This is a genomic window from Amycolatopsis sp. NPDC004378 (genome assembly GCF_053602455.1).
Genome location: NZ_JBSGDR010000016.1, coordinates 177,345 through 197,874, shown reverse-complemented (window position 1 = coordinate 197,874; position 20,530 = coordinate 177,345). Strand labels below are relative to the sequence as shown.

Below are 20,530 nucleotides of genomic sequence, written 5' to 3'. Positions count from 1 at the left end.
GACGGACGTCGGCGCTCATCCCGCCTCCCGCCGGGTCAGCGCGGCGGCGAGATCGGCCCGCCCGCCCACGTTGAGCTTCCGGTAGACGCTCGTCAAGTGCATCTCCACCGTGCGGACGGTGACGAACAAGGCTTCGGCGATGGCGCGGTTGCCGTCGCCGCCCGCCGCCAGCTCGGCCACACGCCGTTCGCTGCCGGTCAGGGTGTCGAGGGCCGAACCGCTCGCGGCTCTGGGCCGGCCCCCGGCTTCGAGCAACGCGGCCCGCGCGGCGTCGAGCAGGAGCCGGTCGCCGGTGCGGGTGCACCCGTCGACGGCCCGCCGCAGGTGCTCCCGCGCGCCCTTCCGGTCGTCGCGGGCGAGCAAGGCCCGGCCCAGCAGGTATTCGGCGCGCTGGTGTTCCCGCAGGCCGGGTCCGCCGTCGAGGGTCCGCACCGCTTCGGTGAGCAGGTCGACGCCTTCGTCGCCCCGGGTCGTGACGCCGGCCGCGAGCAGGCCCATGCCCACGGCGCGGGGCGTGCCCCAGCGCGTGGCGAGCGCCTGGCCGTGCCCGGCCAGCTCGCGGCCTTCGTCCAGCCGGCCGTCTTCGGCGAGCAGGCAGGCGCCTTCCAGCCACCACGGTGCGAACACCGGGTTCGCCATGCCCGCTCCCGCCAGGCTTTCCCCGCACGTGCGCAGGTACCGCAGGGCGCCTTCCCGGTCGCCGAGCGCGGCCCGTGCCATCGCCCGCGCCATCAGGTACCAGTGGTACTCCAGCGCGAAGTGGTCGAGCCGCGGGCGGGTGATGCCGTCGAGCAGGGTCTCGGCGAGGGCGCCGTCGCCGCGCGGGGCCAGCACCGTCGCCAGCGCGATCTGCGGCATGGTCGCGGTCTTGCCCCAGGACTCCTGGTGGGCCAGGTCGTAGCTGACCTGCGCGTCCGCCCCGGCTTCGGTCAGATCGCCCGCCCAGTGCCAGAACATCGCCCGCGTGCACTGCGCGAGGCAGTACGTCCAGGCGTCCCCGGCGCCGCTCGCGTGCTCGATCAGCCGGCCCAGCGCGTCCTGCGCGGGCTTCAGCTCGTCGGCGAGCTGGAGCGCGAGACCGGCACCCAGCGCCGCCCAGCCACCCAGCCCGACCGGGTCGACGCGCAGCGCCCGGCTCGCCTCCGCGGCCGCCGCCACCGCGGAACCGCCTTCCAGCGCGTGCGCCGCCGCCCGCATGCCGAGCAGCTGGCATTCGGCCGGGTCGTCGCCGGCCGGCGGGTCCTGGGCGCGGACGCGGGCGAACGCGGCCGGCACCGTGGCCTTTTCGTCGAGGCCGGTGATCAGCAGCATCGACTCGGTCATCGTGCGCAGCCCGGCGTCGGCGACCGACCGCGGCTCGCCGAGCCGCTCGTCCAGCTGCCCGGTCACTTCGCGCAGCACGGCCACGGCTTCCGGCGCGCGCTGCACGGCGAGGGCGACCATGCCCAGCCGGACGGCGATGCGCGCCTCTTCCCGCACGTCCGCGGCCAGCCCGCGGGCCCGCTCCAGCAGCTCGAACGCGGCGATCGGCTCGGCGGGCGCCAGCGCGGTCGCCAGCTCCAGCAGCAGGCCGACGTCGTCGGGCTGGAACGCCTGTGCCCGCCGCAGGTACCGCGCCGCGGTGCCCGGCGCGCCGCGGCCGGTGGCGGACTTCGCCGCCTCGCGCAGGATGCCGGCCATCCACCACTCGTCGATCTCCGGCAGCAGGAGCAGGTGCCCGGCCACGTCTTCGGCGGGCCGGCCCGCGTCGCTGAGCAGCCGGGCGGCCCGGCGGTGCCACCGGGCCGGCTCGCCGGCACCCCCGGCGTCGAGGATCGCGGCCCGGACCAGCTCGTGCACGAAGTCGCGGGTGCCGTCGCGCAGGATCTCGTGCGCCCACAACGTTTCCAGCGCGGCCGAGACGACGGCGCCGGGTACCTCCGCCAGCTTCGCGAGCAGGCCCGGTTCGTCGTTCCCGAGCACCGCGACGGCCATGGCGACGGCCCGGGTGGGCGCCGAGAGCCGGTCGAGCGTCGAGGTCGCCAGCACGGCGCGGCCCGAGCCGGCGAGCGAGGACAGCGAGACGCGCTCGTCGTCCGACCGCGCCCGGGTCAGCTCGCCGAGCATCCGCCGCAGCAGCAACGGGTTCCCGCCGGTCTCTTCGAGGCACGTCCGCGCGAACAGGCCGTCCGGCGTGGCCAGCGGTTCCGGGATCAGCTCGGCCACCGCGTCGAGCGGCAGCGGGCCCAGGTCGAGGGTCCGCGTGTCGTGCGCGCCCTCGATCTCGGCCAGGGTCCCGTCGGCCGTGGCCGCCGTCCCGCTCCGCTGCGCGAGCACCACGAGCAGCGGGAGGTCCGGCGCGCGGCGCACGAGGAACTCCAGCCAGCGCAGCGAACTCTCGTCGCACCACTGCACGTCGTCGACGGCGAGCACCAGCGGGCCCGGCGTCGCGAGCGTCGCGGCCAGCCAGTACAGCCCGTGCTGCACCGCGTAGGAGCCCACCGCGGGCGGTTCCGCGGCGGCGTCCGTGGTCAGCGCGTGCCGGGCGAACCGGGCGCTGCCCCGCAACAGGGACTCGCCCGCTTCACCGTCCAACCCCAGGGGCTCGAACAGTTCCCGGACGACCCCGTAGGCGGTGTTCGCGCCCTGCCGCGAGGCCGCGGCCGTCAGGATCCGGCCCGCCGCGGGCAGGGCCGCCGCCGTCTCGTCGAGCGCCGCGGCGACGAGACTGGTTTTGCCGATCCCCGCCGGGCCGCGCACGAGCAGTGCGTGACCCCGGCCGTCGGCGGCCTGCCGCCGGCCGGCCGCGAAGCGGGCCAGCTCCCGGCGGCGGCCGACCAGCCTGGCCGGCGGTGGGGGGAACGGGGTCCGGGAAGCCAAGTGCCACCTACCGTTTCCGCTGCGCAGGCCCACCAGGGCGCGGAGGATTCCGCGCCTCTGGGTGGGCCCGCTGCGACAGTCCGTGATCGAAGTCCAAGAAATCACAAGGCCGTCGCGCGGACAAGGGGCAGCACAGGCGAATCAGGGGAAGCCGGGTAACCGGGGGCAAGAACCCTGTCCCGGACGGGCAGGAAACGTATTTGAAGTTCTTTCGTCTTTCACTTTTTGGTCACCCGACCGGAAAAACGCCGCCTACTCGGGCGTAATCCACTGAACGGGGCACGGACCCCGTTGTCCGATTCCCGTTCCGTGGTCAGCCGCAGCCGCCCGCGTGCCCGCCATCCGAGACGGCCCTGGTCAGCTCGGCGAACTCCCGCCGCTCGTCGGGATCCGGGCCGGGATCCGCCGCGGCGACGGCCTTGGCGGCGCGGGCCCGCCAAGCGTCCAGGAACCGGCCCAGGCGGTCGGTCCCCCAGAACTTTTCCCGGCCCAGGACGAACATCGGCACGCCGAAGACGCCGTCGTCGGACACCCGGGACAGGATGTCCTCCCCGCGCCGGCGCAGTTCGCCGTCGTCCTTCGCCGCCGCGTAGCGGGCCGGGTCCAGCCCGAGCTCCGCGGCGACCGCGCCGATCACGGCCGGGTCGGAGATGTTCTCCCCGCGTTCCCAGCGCGCCGCCGTGACGCGGTCGAGGAACGCGCGGCCCATGCCCTCGTCGGTCGCCGCGAGGTAGGCCAGGTGGGCGACCTCCCAGACCGGTTCGCGGTCGACCGGCCAGACCATCGTCAGGCCCCGCTCCTTCGCCAGGCGCCGCGTGTCCTGGAGGATGTAGAAGTTCTTGGCCCGTGACATCGGCATCACCGGCAGCTCGACCCCGCGCTCGGCGAGCGCCCGCGCGGAGACCGCGTCGGGTTCCCACACCGGGATCCATTCCGCCTCGTCGAGCACTTCGGGCTCGGTTTCGGCCAGTTCCCGGTAACAGAACCACGAATACGGGCTCCGCAGGGAGAAATACCAGCGCGGTTGCGCGTTCCGGCGCGCCATGAACTACCTCCTGTGTCGTCAGACGGTTATTCCGCCGTCTATCTGGAAAACGGATCCGGTGACGTAGGCCGCGCGCGGCGAGGCGAGGAACGAAACCAGGTCGGCCACCTCGGCCGCCGTTCCGAACCGCCGCAGCGGAATGGCCTTCAGCATCTTCTCGCGCGCGGCCGTCGTCATCGCGCGCGTCATCTCGGTGTCGATGATCCCCGGCGCCACGGCGTTCGCCCGGATGCCGTACCGGCCGACCTCCTTGGCCAGCGCGCGGGTGAACCCGATGATCCCGGCCTTGGCGGCCGAATAGTTCGTCTGCGCCGGATTCCCGTACACCCCGGAAACCGACGACAGGTTCACGACGCAGCCCGCACGCCGTTTCATCATCGCGAAGATCGCCGGCCGGCACACGTGGTAAACGCCGTCGAGATTCGTGTGCAGGACGTCGTTCCACTGGTCGTCGGACATCAGCGCCAGCGGCTGGTCCCGGGTGATCCCGGCCGAGGTGACCACGGCCCCGACGGGCCCCAGCTCACCCTCGACCCGCTCGATCCAGTCGCGCACCTCGGCCGGGCGGGTGACGTCCACCCGCACCCCGAGCACGCGCACGCCGGACTCCCCGGCCAGCTTCTCGACCTCGGTCGCCGCCTGCTCGTCCGAGCGGTAGCAGAACCCGACGTCCCAGCCGTCCTCGGCGAGCCGCCGGACCACGGCCGCGCCGATGCCCCGCGACCCGCCGCTGACCAACGCCACCTTCGGGTGTTCTCGGTCCCCAGTCATGTCTCTCCTGTCCCGTTTTCCTCGAAGACGTCCAGGTCCGCTTCGGGCCGGAACGCCAGCACCATGCGCTCGACGCTGAGCACCGGGCGCCCGCCCGCCGTGCTCTCCCCCGCGACGATCGCGCTGTCTTCGAACACGCGGACCACGCTCAGCCGGTGCTCCACCAGATCACCGGGGAACACCTTGCTGTGGAAGCGAACCCCGGACACCGAGCCGATCAGCGTCACCCGCCCGGCCCCCGACGCGCCGCCGGTGACGCCGAGCACGCCGGCCGACTGCGCGAACGACTCGACGAGCAGCACGTCGGGATAGGCCAGCTGCTCCTCGCCGGCGTTTTCGCCGACCGTCGCGTACCACGGTTCGTTCGCGGTCACGGCCTTGGCGGTGACCGCGCGCACCCCCGGTTCCAGTTCCAGGACCCGGTCCACCAGCAGGATCGGGTACCGGTGCGGCAGCAGCTCCCGCACGCCCGCCCCGCCGATCACGCCGGGTCCTCCGTGTAGTGCAGCCGGACCGTCGCCGCGCGCCCCCGCGCGGTGCCGATCCGGGCCGAGACCCGCCAGCCGCCGTCCTCGCGCCGCCAGTCCAGCGCCAGGTCGAGCACGTCACCCGGCACCACGGCCGAGACGAACCGGGCGGAGCCCAGCTCGGCCAGCCGCAGGGCTCCGGTGCCAGGCGGCGGGGACGCGACCGCGCCCTGGTGCACGCACTCCACCAGGCACACCCCCGGGAAGAGCGGCAGCCCCGGGTAGTGGCCCGCGAAGACCGGTTCGATCTCGCGGACCCCGAACCGGGCCTTCGCGTGCCAGCCGTCACCGCCCGCCGGAGCGCCGGTCTCGAGCACTTCGACCGTGCCCCGGACCGGGCTCGCCGGCGCCGTCAACGCCCGTCACCCGGCAGCCGGAAGACCCCGCAGGCGACCGTTCCGTCCGGGTCGGCCGACGTCACGACGGCCAGCCGCGCGCCGGTCTCGGCCTGGCCGAGCGCCGCCGCCACCCCGAAGCACGCCGACGCGGCACCGAGGTCCCCGATCAGGGCGCCGAGGTCGAGTCGGCGGGCCCCCGCCAAGAGCGCGTCGAGGACCTCGCTCTCCTGCGCGCCGAACCGGCCGGACAGCCCGGACGGCACGACCACGTCGACCTCCCCCGCCTCGACGCCGGATTCGCGCAACGCGGCGAGCACGCACTCCCGCGACGCCTCGCGCAGGTCGTCGGCCGGGAAGACCCGCGAGGTGATCGCGAGCGTCTCGGCCTGCGGCCGGCCCTCGGTCACGGCTCCGGCCGGTTCCAGCAGCACCATGCAGGCGCCCTCCCCCAGCGGCCGGGCCGCCGGATCGCCTTCACGGCTGTGGAAGTCGAGCCACGCCCGGTCGGCGGAGTACTCCTCCGCTCCGCCCACCAGCACGGTGCTCGCCCGCCCGCGGGCGAGCAGCCGGGTCGCGTAGCGGAACGCCGACAGGCCCGAACCCCGGCCGCTGGCGAGGGTGACGTTGGGCCCGTTCAGCCCGTACCAGATCGCGCAGCGGCCCGCGGCGCAGTTCATCACCGTGTTGGGCATGCGCGCCGGGTCGACGTGGTAGGGCTTGTCGCCGAGCAGCGACGAACGCGTGAAGTCCATCATGCTCTGCGTGCTCCCGCTCGTGGCGAGCACCAGCCCGGTGCCCTCGGGCGCGGTCCCCGGCCCGGCCGCGGGCCCGGTTTCGAAGACCTGCCCCACCGCGGTCACGGCCAGCGCCGTCACCCGGTCCATCGCACGGGTTCCCTTGCGGCCCAGCACCTCCCGGATGTCGAAGTCCGGGACGACGTGGCCGCGCTCGCCGGGCACCCCGTCTTCGGCCAGTGCGGCCCGGCGGGCGGGCTCGCCGGAGCGGAGCCCGTCCAGGAAATGCTTGCGGTCGATCCCGAAGGGCGACACCGCCGACCACGCGGTGATCACCGCCCCGCTCGCCGTTGCGCTCATCTGCTCACTCCTCAGTGCGTCGTCTGGTCCCACCGCCCGCGTCAGGCGGCCCGGCCCGAGCCCGCCAGTGCCGGGTAGCGGCCGAGGACGACGCTCGCGTTGTTGCCGCCGAACGCCATCCCGTTGTTCTGCACCACGTCGATCTCGGCTTCGACGGCGTGGTTGGGCACGCAGTCGACCGCGCACTCCGGGTCGGTCTCGACGTGGTTGATGGTCGGGAACACGAAGCCTTCCCGGATCGCCAGCGCGCCGGCGATCGCGGCGAGCGCGCTGGCCGCCCCCATGGTGTGGCCGAGCATCGACTTCAGCGACACCGTGCGCGGCACGTCGGCCCCGAACACGTCGTGGATCGCGCCGCACTCGGTGACGTCGTTGGCCTTCGTGCCCGTCCCGTGCGCCGAGACGAGGTCGACCTGGGCCGGGTCGAGCCCGGCGTCGGCCAGGGCCAGCCGCATGCAGTTCGCCACGCCGTCCTGGTTCGGCGCCACCTGGTGGTAGGCGTCGCAGTTCAGTCCGTACCCCAGTACCTCCGCGTGGATCCGCGCGCCGCGCGCGAGCGCGGACTCCAGCGTCTCCAGCAGGAGCACACCGGCACCCTCACCGGTGAGGATGCCCTTGCGGCCGATGTCGAACGGCCGGCAGTTGTCCGGCGCTATCGTCCCCAGCCGGTAGAACCCGGCGAAGGTCTTGCGGCAGACCGCGTCCGCTCCCCCGCACAGCGCGAAGTCCACCTCCCCCGCCTTCACCGCGTCGAAGCCGTAGCCGAGCGCGTAGTTGCCCGCCGAGCACGCGGTCGCGATCGTGGTCGCCTCGACGTCGCCCAGCCCCAGTTCGCGGGCGATCGCCGTGGACAGCCGGGTCGGCGGCACCCGCCGGACCTCGCTCGGGGCCAGTGCTTCCCGGCCGCCGTCGATCCCGGCCGCGGCGAGCTCGTCGAGCACGTTCGACTCGCCGTCGGTGGTCCCGATCGCGACCATCCCCCGGCGCGACCGCAGCCAGTCGTGCGCGACGCCGGCGTCGTCGATCGCCATCCGGGCCGCCGCCACCGCGAACCGGCTCGCCCGGCCCAGCGACTCGACGGGCAGGTTCCGGATCCAGTCGCGGGGTTCGAAGCCGCGCACCTCGCAGCCGCGGGAGTGGTCGAACCCGGTGGTGTCGAACCCGGTGATGTCGCGCGCGCCGCTGCGCCCGGCCCGCAGGCCCGCCGCGAACTCCTCGGCGCCCTGGCCGATGCTCGACAGCGCGCCGAGCCCGGTGAGCACCACCCGGTGGGCCGTCACCATCCCGCGCTCTCCGCGACCACTTCGTGCACGGCGGTCAGGTTGACCATGCGCGGCAGCTCGGCCTGCTCGATGGTCACCTTGAACTCCTTCTCCAGCAGCGCCAGGATCTCGATCGCCAGGAGCGAGTCGGCGCCGTGGTCGTCGACGAAGAGGCTGGTCGGCGTCATCTCGTCCTCGTCGATCTCGAGGACGTCGCAGACGATCTCCTTGATGCGGGCGGTGCGGGAGGCGGTTTCGGTGCTGGTCATCTTCGTTCTTCCTTCGGTGTCGGTTCGGGTTTCATCCGTCGTGCTTCGCGGCGAGGCTGCGCGGACGCAGGTCCCGCCAGTTCTCCTCGACGTAGGCGAGGCAGGCCGCGCGGGTCTCCGGGCCGTGCACGCGGTCCCAGCCCTCGGGCAGTTCGGCGAAGGCGGGCCAGAGTGCGTGCTGGCCTTCGGCGTTGACGACCACGTGGAAGGTGCCCGTCTCGTCGTCGAAGGGGTTGGTCACCGATCGCTCCTTTCGTTCGCGAGGTACTCTTCGATCCCCTCGCCGACCCGCCGCAGCGGCTCGGCTCCGGTCATGGCGTCGTGCCCGACCGGAAGTTCGGTCACCGCGATCGCACCGTCCACATGGGACGACCAGGCCGCGGCGGTGCGGTTGTCCGCGTCGGCCGCCGCGGTGAAGTGCAGCAGCGTGCCGCGGAAGGTCCGGGGCACGAACTCCGCCTGCAGCCGCAGGTTGTTGCGCCAGGCGGCGAAACACCGCTTCAGCTGCTCCGAGGTGAGCTCGGCCAGGGGGTTGGCCTCCCGCGCGAACAGCTCGCGCAGGCCGGCGAAGTCGGGGCCGTGCACCGGTTCCTCGTCGCCGCGGTAGCCGAAGAACCGCAGCACGATCGCCGCGAGCTCCTCGTCGTCCGGCAGGGTGTCGTCGCTGCCCGGCGCGCTGTCGAGGCTGACCAGCAGCGCGACCCGCTCGCCCTCGTCCTGCAGCCGGCACGCGATCTCGTGCGCCACCACCCCGCCGAACGACCAGCCCAGCAGGTGGTAGGGCCCGTGCGGCTGGACCCGGCGGATCTCCGCCAGGTAGCCGGCCGCCATCGCGCCGACGTCGGCGGGCAGCCCGGCGTCGTCGACGATCCCGCGGGCCTGCAGGCCGTGCAGCGGCCGGTCGGCCAGGTGCGCGGCGAGGCCGTGGTAGGACCAGCTGACGCACCCCGCCGGGTGGACGCAGAACAGCGGTTCCCGGCTGCCTTCCCGGCGCAGCGGGAGCAGGACGTCGAAGGACGTCCCGCCGGCGCTGGTCTCGATCCGCCGGGCCAGCCGCGCGGGCGTCGGGTGGTCGAACAGGTCGCGGATGCCGAGCCCGGCGGCCAGCCGCTCGCGGACCCGGCTCAGCAGCCGGGTCGCCAGCAGCGAATGCCCGCCCAGGGCGAAGAAGTCGTCGTGCAGGCCGACCGCCGGCGTGCCGAGCACGTCGGCGAACAGCGCGCACAGGAGGTCTTCGGCCGGGGTCCGCAGCCGGTCGTGGCCCGCAGTCGCGGTGACGGCCGGGGCCGGCAGGGCCGAGCGGTCGAGCTTCCCGTTGGCGGTCAAGGGGAAGCGCTCCAGCACGACCACCGCGGCGGGGACCATGTAGTCCGGCAGCGTCCGGCCCAGCCGGGCCCGCACGTCGGCCGGGTCGGCGCCGTCGCCGACGACGTAGGCGGCCAGCCGCCGGTCGCCCGGGACGTCCTCGCGCACGACCACCGTGGCCCGGCCGATCCCGGGCACGGCCAGCAGCGCCGTCTCGATCTCGCCGAGCTCGATCCGGAACCCGCGCAGCTTCACCTGGTGGTCGGTGCGGCCGACGTAGTCGAGCTGCCCGTCGGTGCCCCACCGCACGAGGTCGCCGGTGCGGTACATCCGCGTGCCCGGCGCGCCGAACGGGTCGGCGACGAATCGCTGCGCGGTCAGTCCCGGGCGGTTCAGGTAACCCCGCGCGAGCCCGGTGCCGGCGATGTACAGCTCGCCGGGGACGCCGTCCGGCACCGGCCGCAGCGCCGCGTCCAGCACGTAGACCCGGGTGTTGTCCAGGGGGCCGCCGATCGCCGGGGCGCCCGGCCGGTCCGGGACGGCGGTCAGGTCCGCCGCGGTCGACCAGATGGTCGTCTCGGTCGGGCCGTAGACGTTGGTGACGCTCCAGGTGAGCTCGCGCAGCCGGTCGGCCAGCGCCCGGCTGACGGCCTCGCCGCCGATCAGGGCCCGCAGCCCGCCGAGGGTCTTCGGCGCCGTCTCGGCCAGCTCCTGCCACAGCGTCGGCGTCGCCTGCATGATCGTGGCCGCCGAGCCGGTGATCAGCTCGCCCAGCACCGCCGGGTCGCGGACCTCGTCGGGCGCCGCGACGACCAGCCGGGCCCCGGCCAGCAGCGGCACCAGGACCTCCAGGTTGGCGATGTCGAACCCGGGCGTCGTGACGGCGAGGAACCGGTCCGCCGTCGTGATCGCGGTGCGGGACACCATGTCGTCGAGCAGGTTCGCCAGCGCGCCGAGGGGCACGACGACGCCCTTGGGGCGGCCGGTGGACCCGGAGGTGTAGAGGATGTACGCGGGGTTGTCCGGCTTCACGCGGGCAGCAGCGAGCGGCGTCGTCGCGAACTCCGCCAGGGCGGGGTCGTCGACCAGCACCCGCGGCGCGGTGCCCGTGTCGGTGCCCGCCGTCGTGACGACCACCGCGGGAGCCGCGTCCTCGAGCATGAAGGCGACCCGCTCGGCCGGGTACCCGGGGTCGATCGGCAGGTACGCGGCCCCGGTCCCGAGCACCGCGAGCAGCGCGACCACCAGGTCCGCCGAGCGCGGCAGGACCAGCGCGACCACCGACTCCGGGCCGGCGCCGTGCCGGGCCAGCAGCCGGGCCATCCGGTGCACCCGGGCGTACAGCCCGGCGTAGGTCAGCTCGGTCTCGCCGGCGACCAGCGCCACGGCGTCCCCGGCCCGCTCGGCCGTCTGCCGCAGGCGCTCGAACAGCGGCGTCCCGGGCAGCTCCCGGGCGGTGTCGTTGCGGGCCACCAGGATCCGCTCGCGCTCGCCGGCGTCGAGGACGTCGATCGCGCTCACGCGGCGGCCCGGGTCGGCCGCCATCGCCCGCAGCACGGTGGCCAGCCGCTCCGCCATCCGCGTCACGGTCGCGGCCTCGAACAGCTCGGTGCGGTACTCGACGAACCCGCCGAACCCGCCGTCCTGCTCGGCGAACTCGAACGCCAGGTCGTACCGGGCCGTGCCGGTGCCGCCGGGCAGCACCTCGGCGTCCACTTCGGACAGTCCGAGGCCGGCGCCGGCGTTGTTGTGCAGCACGAGCAGCACACCGAACAGTGGCGTCCGCGCCTGCGACCGCACGGGGTTGAGCACGTCCACCAGCCGCTCGAACGGCACGTCCTGGTGGGCGTAGGCGGCCAGGTCGGTCGTGCGGACCCGGGCGAGCAGCTCGGCGACGGTCGGGTCGCCGGAGAGGTCGGTCCGCAGCACCAGGGTGTTGAGGAAGACGCCCACCAGGTCGTCGAGCGCGTCGTCGGTGCGCCCGGCGACCGGGGTGCCGAGCGGGATGTCCCGGCCGGCACCGAGCTTCGCCAGCAGCGCGGCGAGCCCGGCCTGCAGCACCATGAACACGCTGACGCCGGCGTCGGCGGCGAGCCGTTCGAGCCCGGCGCGCAGTTCGCGGTCCAGCTCGAAGTACACGCGGTCACCGCGGCCGTCGGCGACGGCCGGGCGGGGGTGGTCGGTCGGCAGCTCCAGCTGGTCGGGCACGCCGGCCAGGGTGGTGCGCCAGTGGTCCAGCTGCCGCGCGGCGAGGCTCTCCGGGTCGTCCTCGGCGCCGAGCAGATCCCGTTGCCACAGCGCGAAGTCCGCGTACTGCACGGGCAGCGGCGCCCACTCCGGCACGCGCCCGGCGAGCCGTTCGGCGTAGGCGTGGGAGAGGTCGCGGGTCAGCGGCCCGAACGACCAGCCGTCGGCCGCGATGTGGTGCACGACGACGACCAGCACGTGGGTCCGCTCGCCGGTGCTGAGCAACGTCGCCCGCAGCGGCGGCTCCACCGCGAGGTCGAACCCCCGCCGGGTGGCCGTGCGCACGGCGTCGTCCAGCTCCCCGTCGGTGACGCCGACGGCGGCGAAGAGCCCGGTCGCCTCGACGACCTGCTGGTACGGGACTCCGTCGTGCTCGGGGAACACCGTGCGCAGGCTCTCGTGCCGCGCGACGACGTCGTCGAACGCGGCCGCGAGGGCACCGGTGTCGACCGGACCGGTCAGCTTCACCGCGACGGACAGCGTGTACGCGGCGCGCTGCTCCTCGAACCGGTCGAGGAACCACAGCCGCTGCTGGGCGAACGAGAGCGGCACGCGCTCGGGCCGCGGCCGCGGCACCAGCGCGGCCCGGGTGCGGGCCTGGTCGAGCCGGCCCGCGAGGCCGGCCACCGTCGGGTGGTCGAACAGGTCCTGGACGGACACCTCGGCGTCCAGCTCGGTCCGGATCCGGCTGGCCAGCCGGGTGGCGAGCAGCGAATGCCCGCCGTGGGCGAAGAAGTCGCCGGTCACGCCGACCTCGCGGCCCAGCACCTCGGCGAAGAGGGCCTGCAGCCGTCGTTCGCGCTCGGTTTCCGGCGCCCGGCCGGGCTCCGCCGCCCCAGTGCTCGGCGGTACCAGGGCCTTGCGGTCGACCTTGCCGTTCGGGGTCAGCGGCAGTGCGTCCAGCCGGACGTACGCCGCCGGCAGCATGTAGCCGGGCACGGCCAGGGCGAGCCCGCTCCGCAGCTCGTCGTCGGGGAGCTCCCCGCTCAGGACGACGTAGGCGGCCAGGTCGTCGCCGTGCGGGTGCACGACGGCGTCGCGGACCTCGGGCAGGGCACGCAGCGCGGTCTCGATCTCGCCGAGCTCGACGCGGTTGCCGCGGATCTTGACCTGGTCGTCGCGGCGGTGCAGGAACTCCAGCCGGTCGTCCGGGCGCAGCACGACGACGTCGCCCGTGCGGTACATCCGCTCCCCCGGCGCCGGCCGGAACGGGTCCGGCACGAACGTCGCCGCGGTGCGGCCGGGGTCGGCCAGGTAGCCGCGGCCGACGCCGAGCCCGCCGACGTACAGCTCGCCCGGCACCCCGGCCGGCACGGGCCGCAGGTGGTCGTCGAGGACGTAGAGCGCGGTGTTGCGCAGCGGCGCGCCGATCGGCGTCCGCGGGCCGTCCGGCGCGCTCGTCAGCACGGCGTGCGTGACGTCGTCGGAGCACTCCGTCGGTCCGTAGGCGTTGACCAGCGGGACGTCCGGGAACCGCGCGAGCCACCGCTCGCAGGACCCCGGCGGCAGCGCCTCCCCGGTGACGACGAGCAGGCGCAACGCCGGGAGCACCGGCGCGCCACCCTCGATCCCCCAGGAATCGAGGGTGGCGGCCAGCAGCGAAGGGACGATTTCCAGCACCGTGACGGCGTGCTCGGCGACCGTCGCGAACAGCGTGCGGGGATCACGCGCCGCCCGGCGCGGGGTCACCTGGACCCGGCCGCCCGCGACGAGCGGCGCGAGCATCTGCCAGACCGAGATGTCGAAGGTGACCGGGGCGTTGTGCACCACCACGTCGCGCTCGCCGAGCCCGAGGTCCTCGACCTTCGCGAGCAGGTGGTTGACCATCCCCCGGCGCGCCACCATGGCACCCTTCGGCCGGCCGGTCGAGCCGGACGTGTAGAGGACGTAGGCCAGGTCCAGCTCGTCACCGGACAGTTCGGCGTGCTCGGCGGTCTCGCCGTCGAGCGTCAGCACCGGGAGGTCCCCGGCCACTTCGGCGGCGAGCACCGCGTGGGCGGGGTCGGCCAGCAGCACGACGGGCGCGCTTTCGGTGAGCAGGCCGGCGTTCCGGGCGACCGGCGCGGCACCGTCGAGGGGCAGGTAGGCGCACCCGGCGCCGAGGACGCCGAGCACCGCGGCGACGTAGCCCGCTCCGGGTTCGGCCAGCAGCGCGACCAGCGAACCGGTCTCCGCCCCGGCCTCGCGGACGCGGTGGGTGACGGCGTTCGCCCGGCGCACGAGATCCGCGTACGTCGTTTCGCCGTGCTCGTCGCCGACCGCGATCCGGGCCGGGAAGCGCTCGGCGAACTCGCGCACCCGCGCCACGACGTCGGTCCATTCCACCGGGCGCGCGGTGTCGTTCCACTCGACCAGCAGGCGGTGCTCTTCGGCGGTGCCGAGCACCCCGATCCGGCTGAGCGGCAGCTCCGGCTCGGCGAGCGCGCGGTCGAGCAACCGCACCAGCGCGGCGGCCAGCCGTTCGACCGTCTCGCGGTCGAAGAGGTCGGCGCTGTACTTAACCAGCGACGCGACGCCCTCGCAGGCGTTGTCCCCGGTCCGCTCCTCGGCGAACTCGAAGTGCAGGTCGAGGTCGGCGGTGCCGGTCGGGACCAGCTCGCCGCCCAGCGTCAGGCCGGGCAGCTCGACGCTCGGGGTTTCGTTGCTGTGCAACGTGATCGCGACCTGGAACAGCGGGTGCCGGGCCCGCACGCGGGGCGGGTTGAGCACTTCGACGAGCCGTTCGAACGGCACGTCCTGGTGGCCGTACCCGGCGAGGTCGGTCTCCCGGACCCGGGCCAGCAGGTCCCGGAACGCCGGGTCGCCCGCCAGGTCGACGCGCAGCACGAGCGTGTTGACGAAGAACCCGGCCAGGTCGGTCAGCGCGTCGTCGGTGCGGCCCGCGACCAGCGTGCCGAGCGGGATGTCCGTGCCGGCGCCGTACTTGCCCAGCATCGCCGCCACGGCCGCCTGCAGCACCATGAACACCGTGGAGCCGGTCTCGGCGGCGAACCGGTCGAGGCGGCCGTGCAGGTCCGCGTCGAGGGTGAACGGCACGATGCCGCCGCGGTAGGACGACAGCGCCGGACGCGGGCGGTCCGCCGGCAGCGGCAGCTCGCCGGGCAGGTCGTCCAGCGCGCCGCGCCAGTACGCGAGCTGGTGTGCCTGCAGGCTTTCCGGGTCGCCGGCGTCGCCGAGCAGCTCACGCTGCCACAGCGCGTAGTCCGCGTACTGCACCGGCAGCGGCGCCCAGTCCGGGGCCAGCCCGTCGAGCCGGCGGGCGTAGGCCCGGGCCAGGTCGCGGGCCAGCGGGGCCGCCGACCAGCCGTCGCTCGCGATGTGGTGGATCACCAGCAGCAGCACGTGCTCGTCCGGGGCGACGGCGAACAGCGTCGGCCGCAACGGGGTGTCCGTCGTGACGTCGAAGCCGGTTCGCGCGGCCTCGGCCAGCGCCGCGTCGAGCCGGTCCGGCGAGGTCTCGACGACCGGGAGTCCCACCTCGACCGCGGGAAGAACGCGCTGGACGCCTTCGCCGTCGATCTGCGGGTACACCGTGCGCAGCACTTCGTGCCGCTCGACGACGTCGCGCAACGCCGCCCGCATCGCGCCGGCGTCGAGCTTTCCGCTCAACCGCAGGGCGATCGGGATGTTGTAGGTCGCCCCCGGCCCCTCGAACTGGTTGAGGAACCACAACCGCTGCTGGGAGAACGACAGCGGCACGCGCTCGGGTCGCGGCCCCGCGGTCAGGGGCGGCCGGGTGGTGGTGCCGCCGAGTCGCGCCGCGAGCCGGGCCGGCGTCTGGTTCTCGAAGACGTCGCGGATGCTCAGCCCGGCGTGCAGGACGGCCCCGATCCGGCCGACCAGCTTGGTGACGAGCAGGGAGTGGCCGCCGCACTCGAAGAAGTTGTCGTCGATGCCGACGCTCTCGCGGCCGAGCACCTCGGCGAAGAGCCGGCACAGCGCCTCTTCACGCCCGTTGCGCGCCTCCTGGGACCGCGGGCCTTCCGGCTCGGCCTCCCGCACGGGCGTCCGCGGCCGGACGGGCTCGAACACTTCCGGCTCGCCGTAGCGGGTCCACCGGCCGCGGCGGCCGGTCGCGGCCATCCGCGTGCCCGCCTTGCCGAACGGGCTGGGCACGAGCGTCGTGGCGACGAGCGCCGCCGCGGCCTCGGTGGTCGTCACCGGGCGCCCGGAGCCGACGTACCACCAGCCCTCCACGCCGGGCGGGACGAGCCGGAGCCGGTCGTCGAGCAGGTAGACGCGGGGGCGTGCGGGCGGCGTGACGGGCAGGCCGGTCAGCAGCTCCGGCACGGCGGCCGCGCGCTTGCTCCAGTCGCCGAGCAGCGTCTCGCGCTCGCCGTCGGCGAGCAGGTCCAGCGCGGACAGTTCCCGGCCGGGGTCGGCGACGGCCGACGCGAGCAGGGCCAGGAACCGCTCGCCCAGCCGGCGCACGGTCTCCTCGAAGAACAGGTCGGTGCTGTACTCCAGGCCGAGGGTCATCCCGTCCGGGGCGCCGTCGGCGAAGTCCTCGACGAAGTCGAACGACAGGTCGAACTTCGCGGTGCCGTTGGTGGCCAGCTCGAAGTGCCCGGACAGGCCCTCCATCGAGACTTCGGGCTTTTCGTTGTTCTGGAAGGTCAGGATGACTTCGAACATCGTCTTCCCGCCGCCGGAGCGCGCCGGCCGGATGTTCTCCATCAGCCGCTCGAACGGCACGTCCTGGTGCGCGTAGGCGGCGAGGTCGGTCTCGCGGACCCGCTCCAGCAGCGCGCGGAAGCTCGGGTCCCCGGACAGGTCGCTGCGCAGCAGCACGGTGTTGAGGAACAGCCCGACCAGCGGGTCGAGCACCGGCTCGGCGCGGCCGGCGACCGGGCTGACGAGCGCGATGTCCGTGCTGCCGCCGATCCGCGACAGCAGCGTCGCGAGCGCGGCCTGCACGACCATGAACGGCGTGGCCTTGGCCGCCCTGGCCAGCTCGGCGACCCCGGCGTGCAGCCCCGCGTCGATCCGGAAGTGGATCGTGTCGCCCTGCGGCGTCCGGTTCTCCGACCGCGGCCGGTCCAGCGGCAGGTTGAGGTCGGTGGTCAGCCCGACGAGCTCGGCCCGCCAGTACTCGATCTGCTCGGCGGCCAGGCTTTCCGGGTCGTCGTCGGCGCCGAGCAGGCCCGTCTGCCAGAGCGTGTAGTCGGCGTACTGGACCTCGAGCGGTTCCCAGTCCGGCGCGTGGCCGCGGGCGCGGGCGTTGTAGGCCTCGCTCAGGTCGCGCGCCAGCGGCGCGGCCGACCAGCCGTCGGCGGCGATGTGGTGCACGACGACCAGCAGCACGTGGTCGTCGTCGGCCAGGTCGAACAGCACCGGGTGCACCGGGATGTCGGTGGCCAGGTCGAAGACGTGCGCGGCCGCGTCGTTCAGGTCGTCGGCGAGGTCGTCCTCGGTGGTTTCGACGATCTCCATCGGCGGCCGGGCGTCCTCGGGCGCGAGCACGACCTGACGCGGTTCGCCGCCCTCGTCCGGGATGATCGTGCGCAGCGTCTCGTGCCGGGCGATGAGATCCCAGACCGCGTGCTCGATGGCGTCGAGGTCGAGGTCGCCCTTCAGCCGGGTGACCGCGGGGACGTTGTAGGTGCCGCTCGGGCCCTCCAGCCGGTCGAGGAACCACAACCGTTGCTGGGCGGGCGAAAGCGGGATGCGCGCGGGCCGCTCGGTGCGCTCGAGCGGTGGCCGCGGCCGGACCGGGCCGTCGAGCAGGGCGGCCAGGTCCGCGGCCTTCGGCGCGCCGAAGAGGTCCTTGAGCGACAGCTCGATCCCGGTGGCGCGGCGCAGCTTCCCGATCAGCTTGGTCCCCAGCAGAGAGTGCCCGCCGAGGTCGAAGAAGCTTTCGTCGGCGCCCACCCGCGCCACGCCGAGCACCTCGGCGAACGCCGTGGTCACCAGTTCCTCGTGCACGGTCCGCGGGGCACGGACCTCCGTCGTGGTGTCGACGGTGGGCTCGGGCAGCGCCTTGAGGTCGACCTTGCCGTTCGGCGTCAGCGGCAGCGCCGGCAACGCCTCGAACACCGAGGGCACCAGGTGACCGGGCAGCCGCTCGGCCGTCGCGGTGCGCCACTGCTCGGCGTCGCCGTCGCCGACGACGTAGGCCACGAGCCGCTTCTGGCCGGCGCGGTCGGCGCCGACGACCACCACGGCGTCGGTGACGCCGGGCAGCGCGCGCAGCGCGACCTCGACCTCGCCGATCTCGATGCGGTGGCCGCGGATCTTGACCTGGCGGTCGCGGCGCCGGAGGAACTCCAGCTGCCCGTCGGCCCGGTGACGCACGATGTCGCCGGTACGGTACATCCGCGCGCCCGAGCCGGGCTGGTACGGGTCCGGGACGAACGTCGTGGCGGTGCGGCCGGGGTCGGCCAGGTAGCCGCGGCCGACGCCGTGCCCGGCGACGTACAGCTCGCCCGGGACGCCGGGCGGCACCGGGCGCAGGCCGTCGCCGAGGACGTAGAGCAGGGTGTTGCGCACGGCTTCCCCGATCGGCACCCGCGGGCCGTCGAGCGGGCTGTCCGCGGTGAGCACCGCGTGGGTGACGTCGTCGGCGCATTCGGTCGGGCCGTAGGCGTTGACGAGCGGGATCCCGGCGAACCGGTCGAACCACCGCTTGCACAGGTCCGGGGGCAGCGGCTCGCCGGTCACCACCAGCTCGCGCAGCACCGGCAGCTCAGGCACCGCGGCGCCGTCGTCCCACGAGTCGAGCGCGGCCCGCAGCAGCGAGGGCACGACCTCGAGGATCGACACGTTCTCACCGGCGGTGAGCCCGAACAGGGCGGCCGGGTCGCCGGCGACCTCCCGGCCGACCACGCGCACGCGGCCGCCGAGCACCAGGGCGCAGACCATCTGCCAGACCGAGATGTCGAACGACAGCGGCGCGTTCTGCACCACGACGTCCGCGCCGCTCAGGCCGAGGTCGTCGATCTTGGCCCGGAGGTGGTTGACCATCCCGCCGTGGGTGACCATCGCGCCCTTGGGCGTGCCGGTGGAGCCGGAGGTGAAGATGACGTAGGCGAGGTCGTCGACCTCGGCCGGCACGGCTTCGCCCAGCCGGCCGGTGGTCCCGTCCGGGACCACCGGTTCGACGCCGAGCGCGACGGCGGCGTCCCGGTACGCCGGGGCCGCGATCACCGCCGAGGCCTCGCTTTCGGCGATCAGCTGTGCGGTGCGCGCGGCCGGGGCCCGCGGGTCGAGCGGGACGTACGCGCCGCCCGCCGCCCAGATGCCGAGCATCGCCGCGATGAAGCCGCTGCCGGGCCCGTCGAGGATGCCGACGCGGTCGCCCTTGGCCAGTCCGCGCCCGGCCAGCTGCCGCGCGATGGCGGCCGCCCGGCCGCACAGCTGCGCGTAGGTGGTCTCACCGGCGTCGTCGACCACCGCGACCGTGTCCGGCCGCGCGGTGGCGATCGCGCCGACCTGCTCGACGACGCCGGTGAATTCCGGGGGGCCGCTGGTGCCGGTCCACCGGGCCAGCAGCTCGCGCTCGCCCGGGTCGAGCACGTCGATCCCGCCCAGCGCCCGGTCCGCCGGCCAGTCCCCCAGGTCGCGCAGGTAGGCGAGGAACCGGTGGGCCAGCCGGTCGAGGGCGGCCGCGGTGTAGAGCTTCGGGTTGCCGTCGAAGAGGACCTGGAGGCCGCCGTCCTCGTTGTCGTGCACGGTGATGGAGAGGTCGTCGTTGGGCGCGGTGGACAGGTTGTGCGTCCGGCCCGGGCACGGGCCGAACCGCAGCTCCGCCACGAAGGACGCGACGTTCAGCTCCGGCCCGAACGGCCGGGTGTCGGTCGCCGGCAGGCCGATCAGCGACCGCACCTCGCGGCCGCGGTGGCGCTGGTGCTTGAGGGTCCGGCGGACCTCCCTGCCGACGTGGCCGAGCAGCTCGCCGCGGGTCATCGCCGGGCGGATGGCCAGGGGCAGCGGCAGCACGTTGGCGCGCATGCCGGGGATCGCGCGGGTCGCGTCGGTGGTGCGGGAGGTCACCGGCAGCGAGAGGAGGACCTCCGGGCCGCCGGTCAGCCGGTGCAGGTAGGCGCCGACCGCGGCGATCACGAACGTCGGCCACGCCGCCCGGTCCTCCCACGCCAGGGCGCGCAGGTGCTCGACGGCGGCCGCGTCCAGGCTCGCGCCGCGGCGGAGGAAGCTGTCCGCGGGGACCACCGGGCGCGTCGACACGGTGGTCAGCTCCGGCGTCTCCGGGAAGCGGCCGGCCCAGAACTCCCGGTCCTTTTCGGCCTGTTTGGAGTCCGAATAGGACTGTTCGTCGGCCAGCAGCACCGAAAGCGGCTCGAACGCCCCCTCGGCCGGATCGCGGTCTTCGACGAGTGCCGTGTAGATCGCGGCGACGCGCTGGGCGAACACGGCCTCGCTGAAGCCGTCCCAGAGGACGTGGTGCGCGCGCGTGTAGAAGTAGTGCTTCTCCTCGTCCAGCCGGATCAGCGCCATGGTGTACAACGCCGACTCCGGGTCCGCCGGGTCCACCGGCCGGCGCACGTCGGCCCGCATCCACTCCAGCGCGTGCGCGGCCGGGTCGGCCTCCGCGCGCGCGTCGAGCAGCTCCAGCGGCGACCCGGTCAGCGGCTCGACGACCTGGCGCACGGTGTCGCCGTCGGCTTCGAACCGCACGCGCAGGCAGTCCGCCTCGGTCACCGCGCGGCGCACGGCGTCGGTGAAGACGTCCTCGCGCAGCGGCCCGTCGATCTCGTAGTACTCCGCGATGTTCCAGATCGGGTTGCCCGGGTCGAGCTGCTGGGCGTACCAGACTTCGAGCTGCGCGGCGGACAGCGGCAGGTTCTGCGACATGC

General features: G+C 74.4%; 10 protein-coding genes. All 10 read right to left on the bottom strand.

Annotated features, from left to right (window positions below; translation table 11 throughout):
• Positions 1-15: 15 nt before the first annotated feature.
• Positions 16-2,859: a helix-turn-helix transcriptional regulator gene (locus ACWEN0_RS35785; RefSeq protein WP_451983830.1), complete on the bottom strand. Its 2,844-nt coding sequence runs from the start codon at positions 2,857-2,859 to the stop codon at positions 16-18.
• Positions 2,860-3,172: 313 nt separating this feature from the next.
• Positions 3,173-3,904 carry a DsbA family protein gene (locus ACWEN0_RS35780; protein ID WP_451983828.1) on the bottom strand — a complete coding sequence of 244 codons (732 nt, stop codon included), beginning with the start codon at positions 3,902-3,904 and terminating at the stop codon, positions 3,173-3,175.
• A gap of 18 nt (positions 3,905-3,922) precedes the next feature.
• Positions 3,923-4,675, bottom strand: coding sequence for a 3-oxoacyl-ACP reductase FabG (gene fabG, locus ACWEN0_RS35775; protein WP_451983826.1), 753 nt, complete (start codon positions 4,673-4,675; stop codon positions 3,923-3,925).
• Positions 4,672-5,160, bottom strand: a complete 489-nt coding sequence (locus ACWEN0_RS35770; protein ID WP_451983824.1) for a 3-hydroxyacyl-ACP dehydratase FabZ family protein — start codon at positions 5,158-5,160, stop codon at positions 4,672-4,674. The genes fabG and ACWEN0_RS35770 overlap by 4 nt, the downstream gene beginning before the upstream one ends.
• Positions 5,157-5,558, bottom strand: coding sequence for a 3-hydroxyacyl-ACP dehydratase FabZ family protein (locus ACWEN0_RS35765; protein ID WP_451983822.1), 402 nt, complete (start codon positions 5,556-5,558; stop codon positions 5,157-5,159). The genes ACWEN0_RS35770 and ACWEN0_RS35765 overlap by 4 nt, the downstream gene beginning before the upstream one ends.
• Positions 5,555-6,634 (bottom strand): beta-ketoacyl synthase N-terminal-like domain-containing protein, encoded by a 1,080-nt coding sequence (locus ACWEN0_RS35760; protein ID WP_451983820.1) that lies wholly within the window; start codon positions 6,632-6,634, stop codon positions 5,555-5,557. The genes ACWEN0_RS35765 and ACWEN0_RS35760 overlap by 4 nt, the downstream gene beginning before the upstream one ends.
• Positions 6,635-6,675: 41 nt before the next feature.
• The gene (locus ACWEN0_RS35755) at positions 6,676-7,917 is read right to left on the bottom strand and encodes a beta-ketoacyl-[acyl-carrier-protein] synthase family protein (protein ID WP_451983818.1); all 1,242 of its coding nucleotides are present in this window, start codon (positions 7,915-7,917) and stop codon (positions 6,676-6,678) included.
• The gene (locus ACWEN0_RS35750) at positions 7,911-8,165 is read right to left on the bottom strand and encodes a phosphopantetheine-binding protein (RefSeq protein WP_451983816.1); all 255 of its coding nucleotides are present in this window, start codon (positions 8,163-8,165) and stop codon (positions 7,911-7,913) included. Before ACWEN0_RS35750 ends, ACWEN0_RS35755 begins: the two co-directional genes overlap by 7 nt.
• Positions 8,166-8,196: 31 nt before the next feature.
• On the bottom strand, positions 8,197-8,406 hold the full coding sequence (locus ACWEN0_RS35745) for an MbtH family protein (RefSeq protein ID WP_451983814.1): 210 nt from the start codon (positions 8,404-8,406) through the stop codon (positions 8,197-8,199).
• The gene (locus ACWEN0_RS35740; RefSeq protein ID WP_451983812.1) at positions 8,403-20,528 is read right to left on the bottom strand and encodes an amino acid adenylation domain-containing protein; all 12,126 of its coding nucleotides are present in this window, start codon (positions 20,526-20,528) and stop codon (positions 8,403-8,405) included. The genes ACWEN0_RS35745 and ACWEN0_RS35740 overlap by 4 nt, the downstream gene beginning before the upstream one ends.
• Positions 20,529-20,530: the final 2 nt, after the last annotated feature.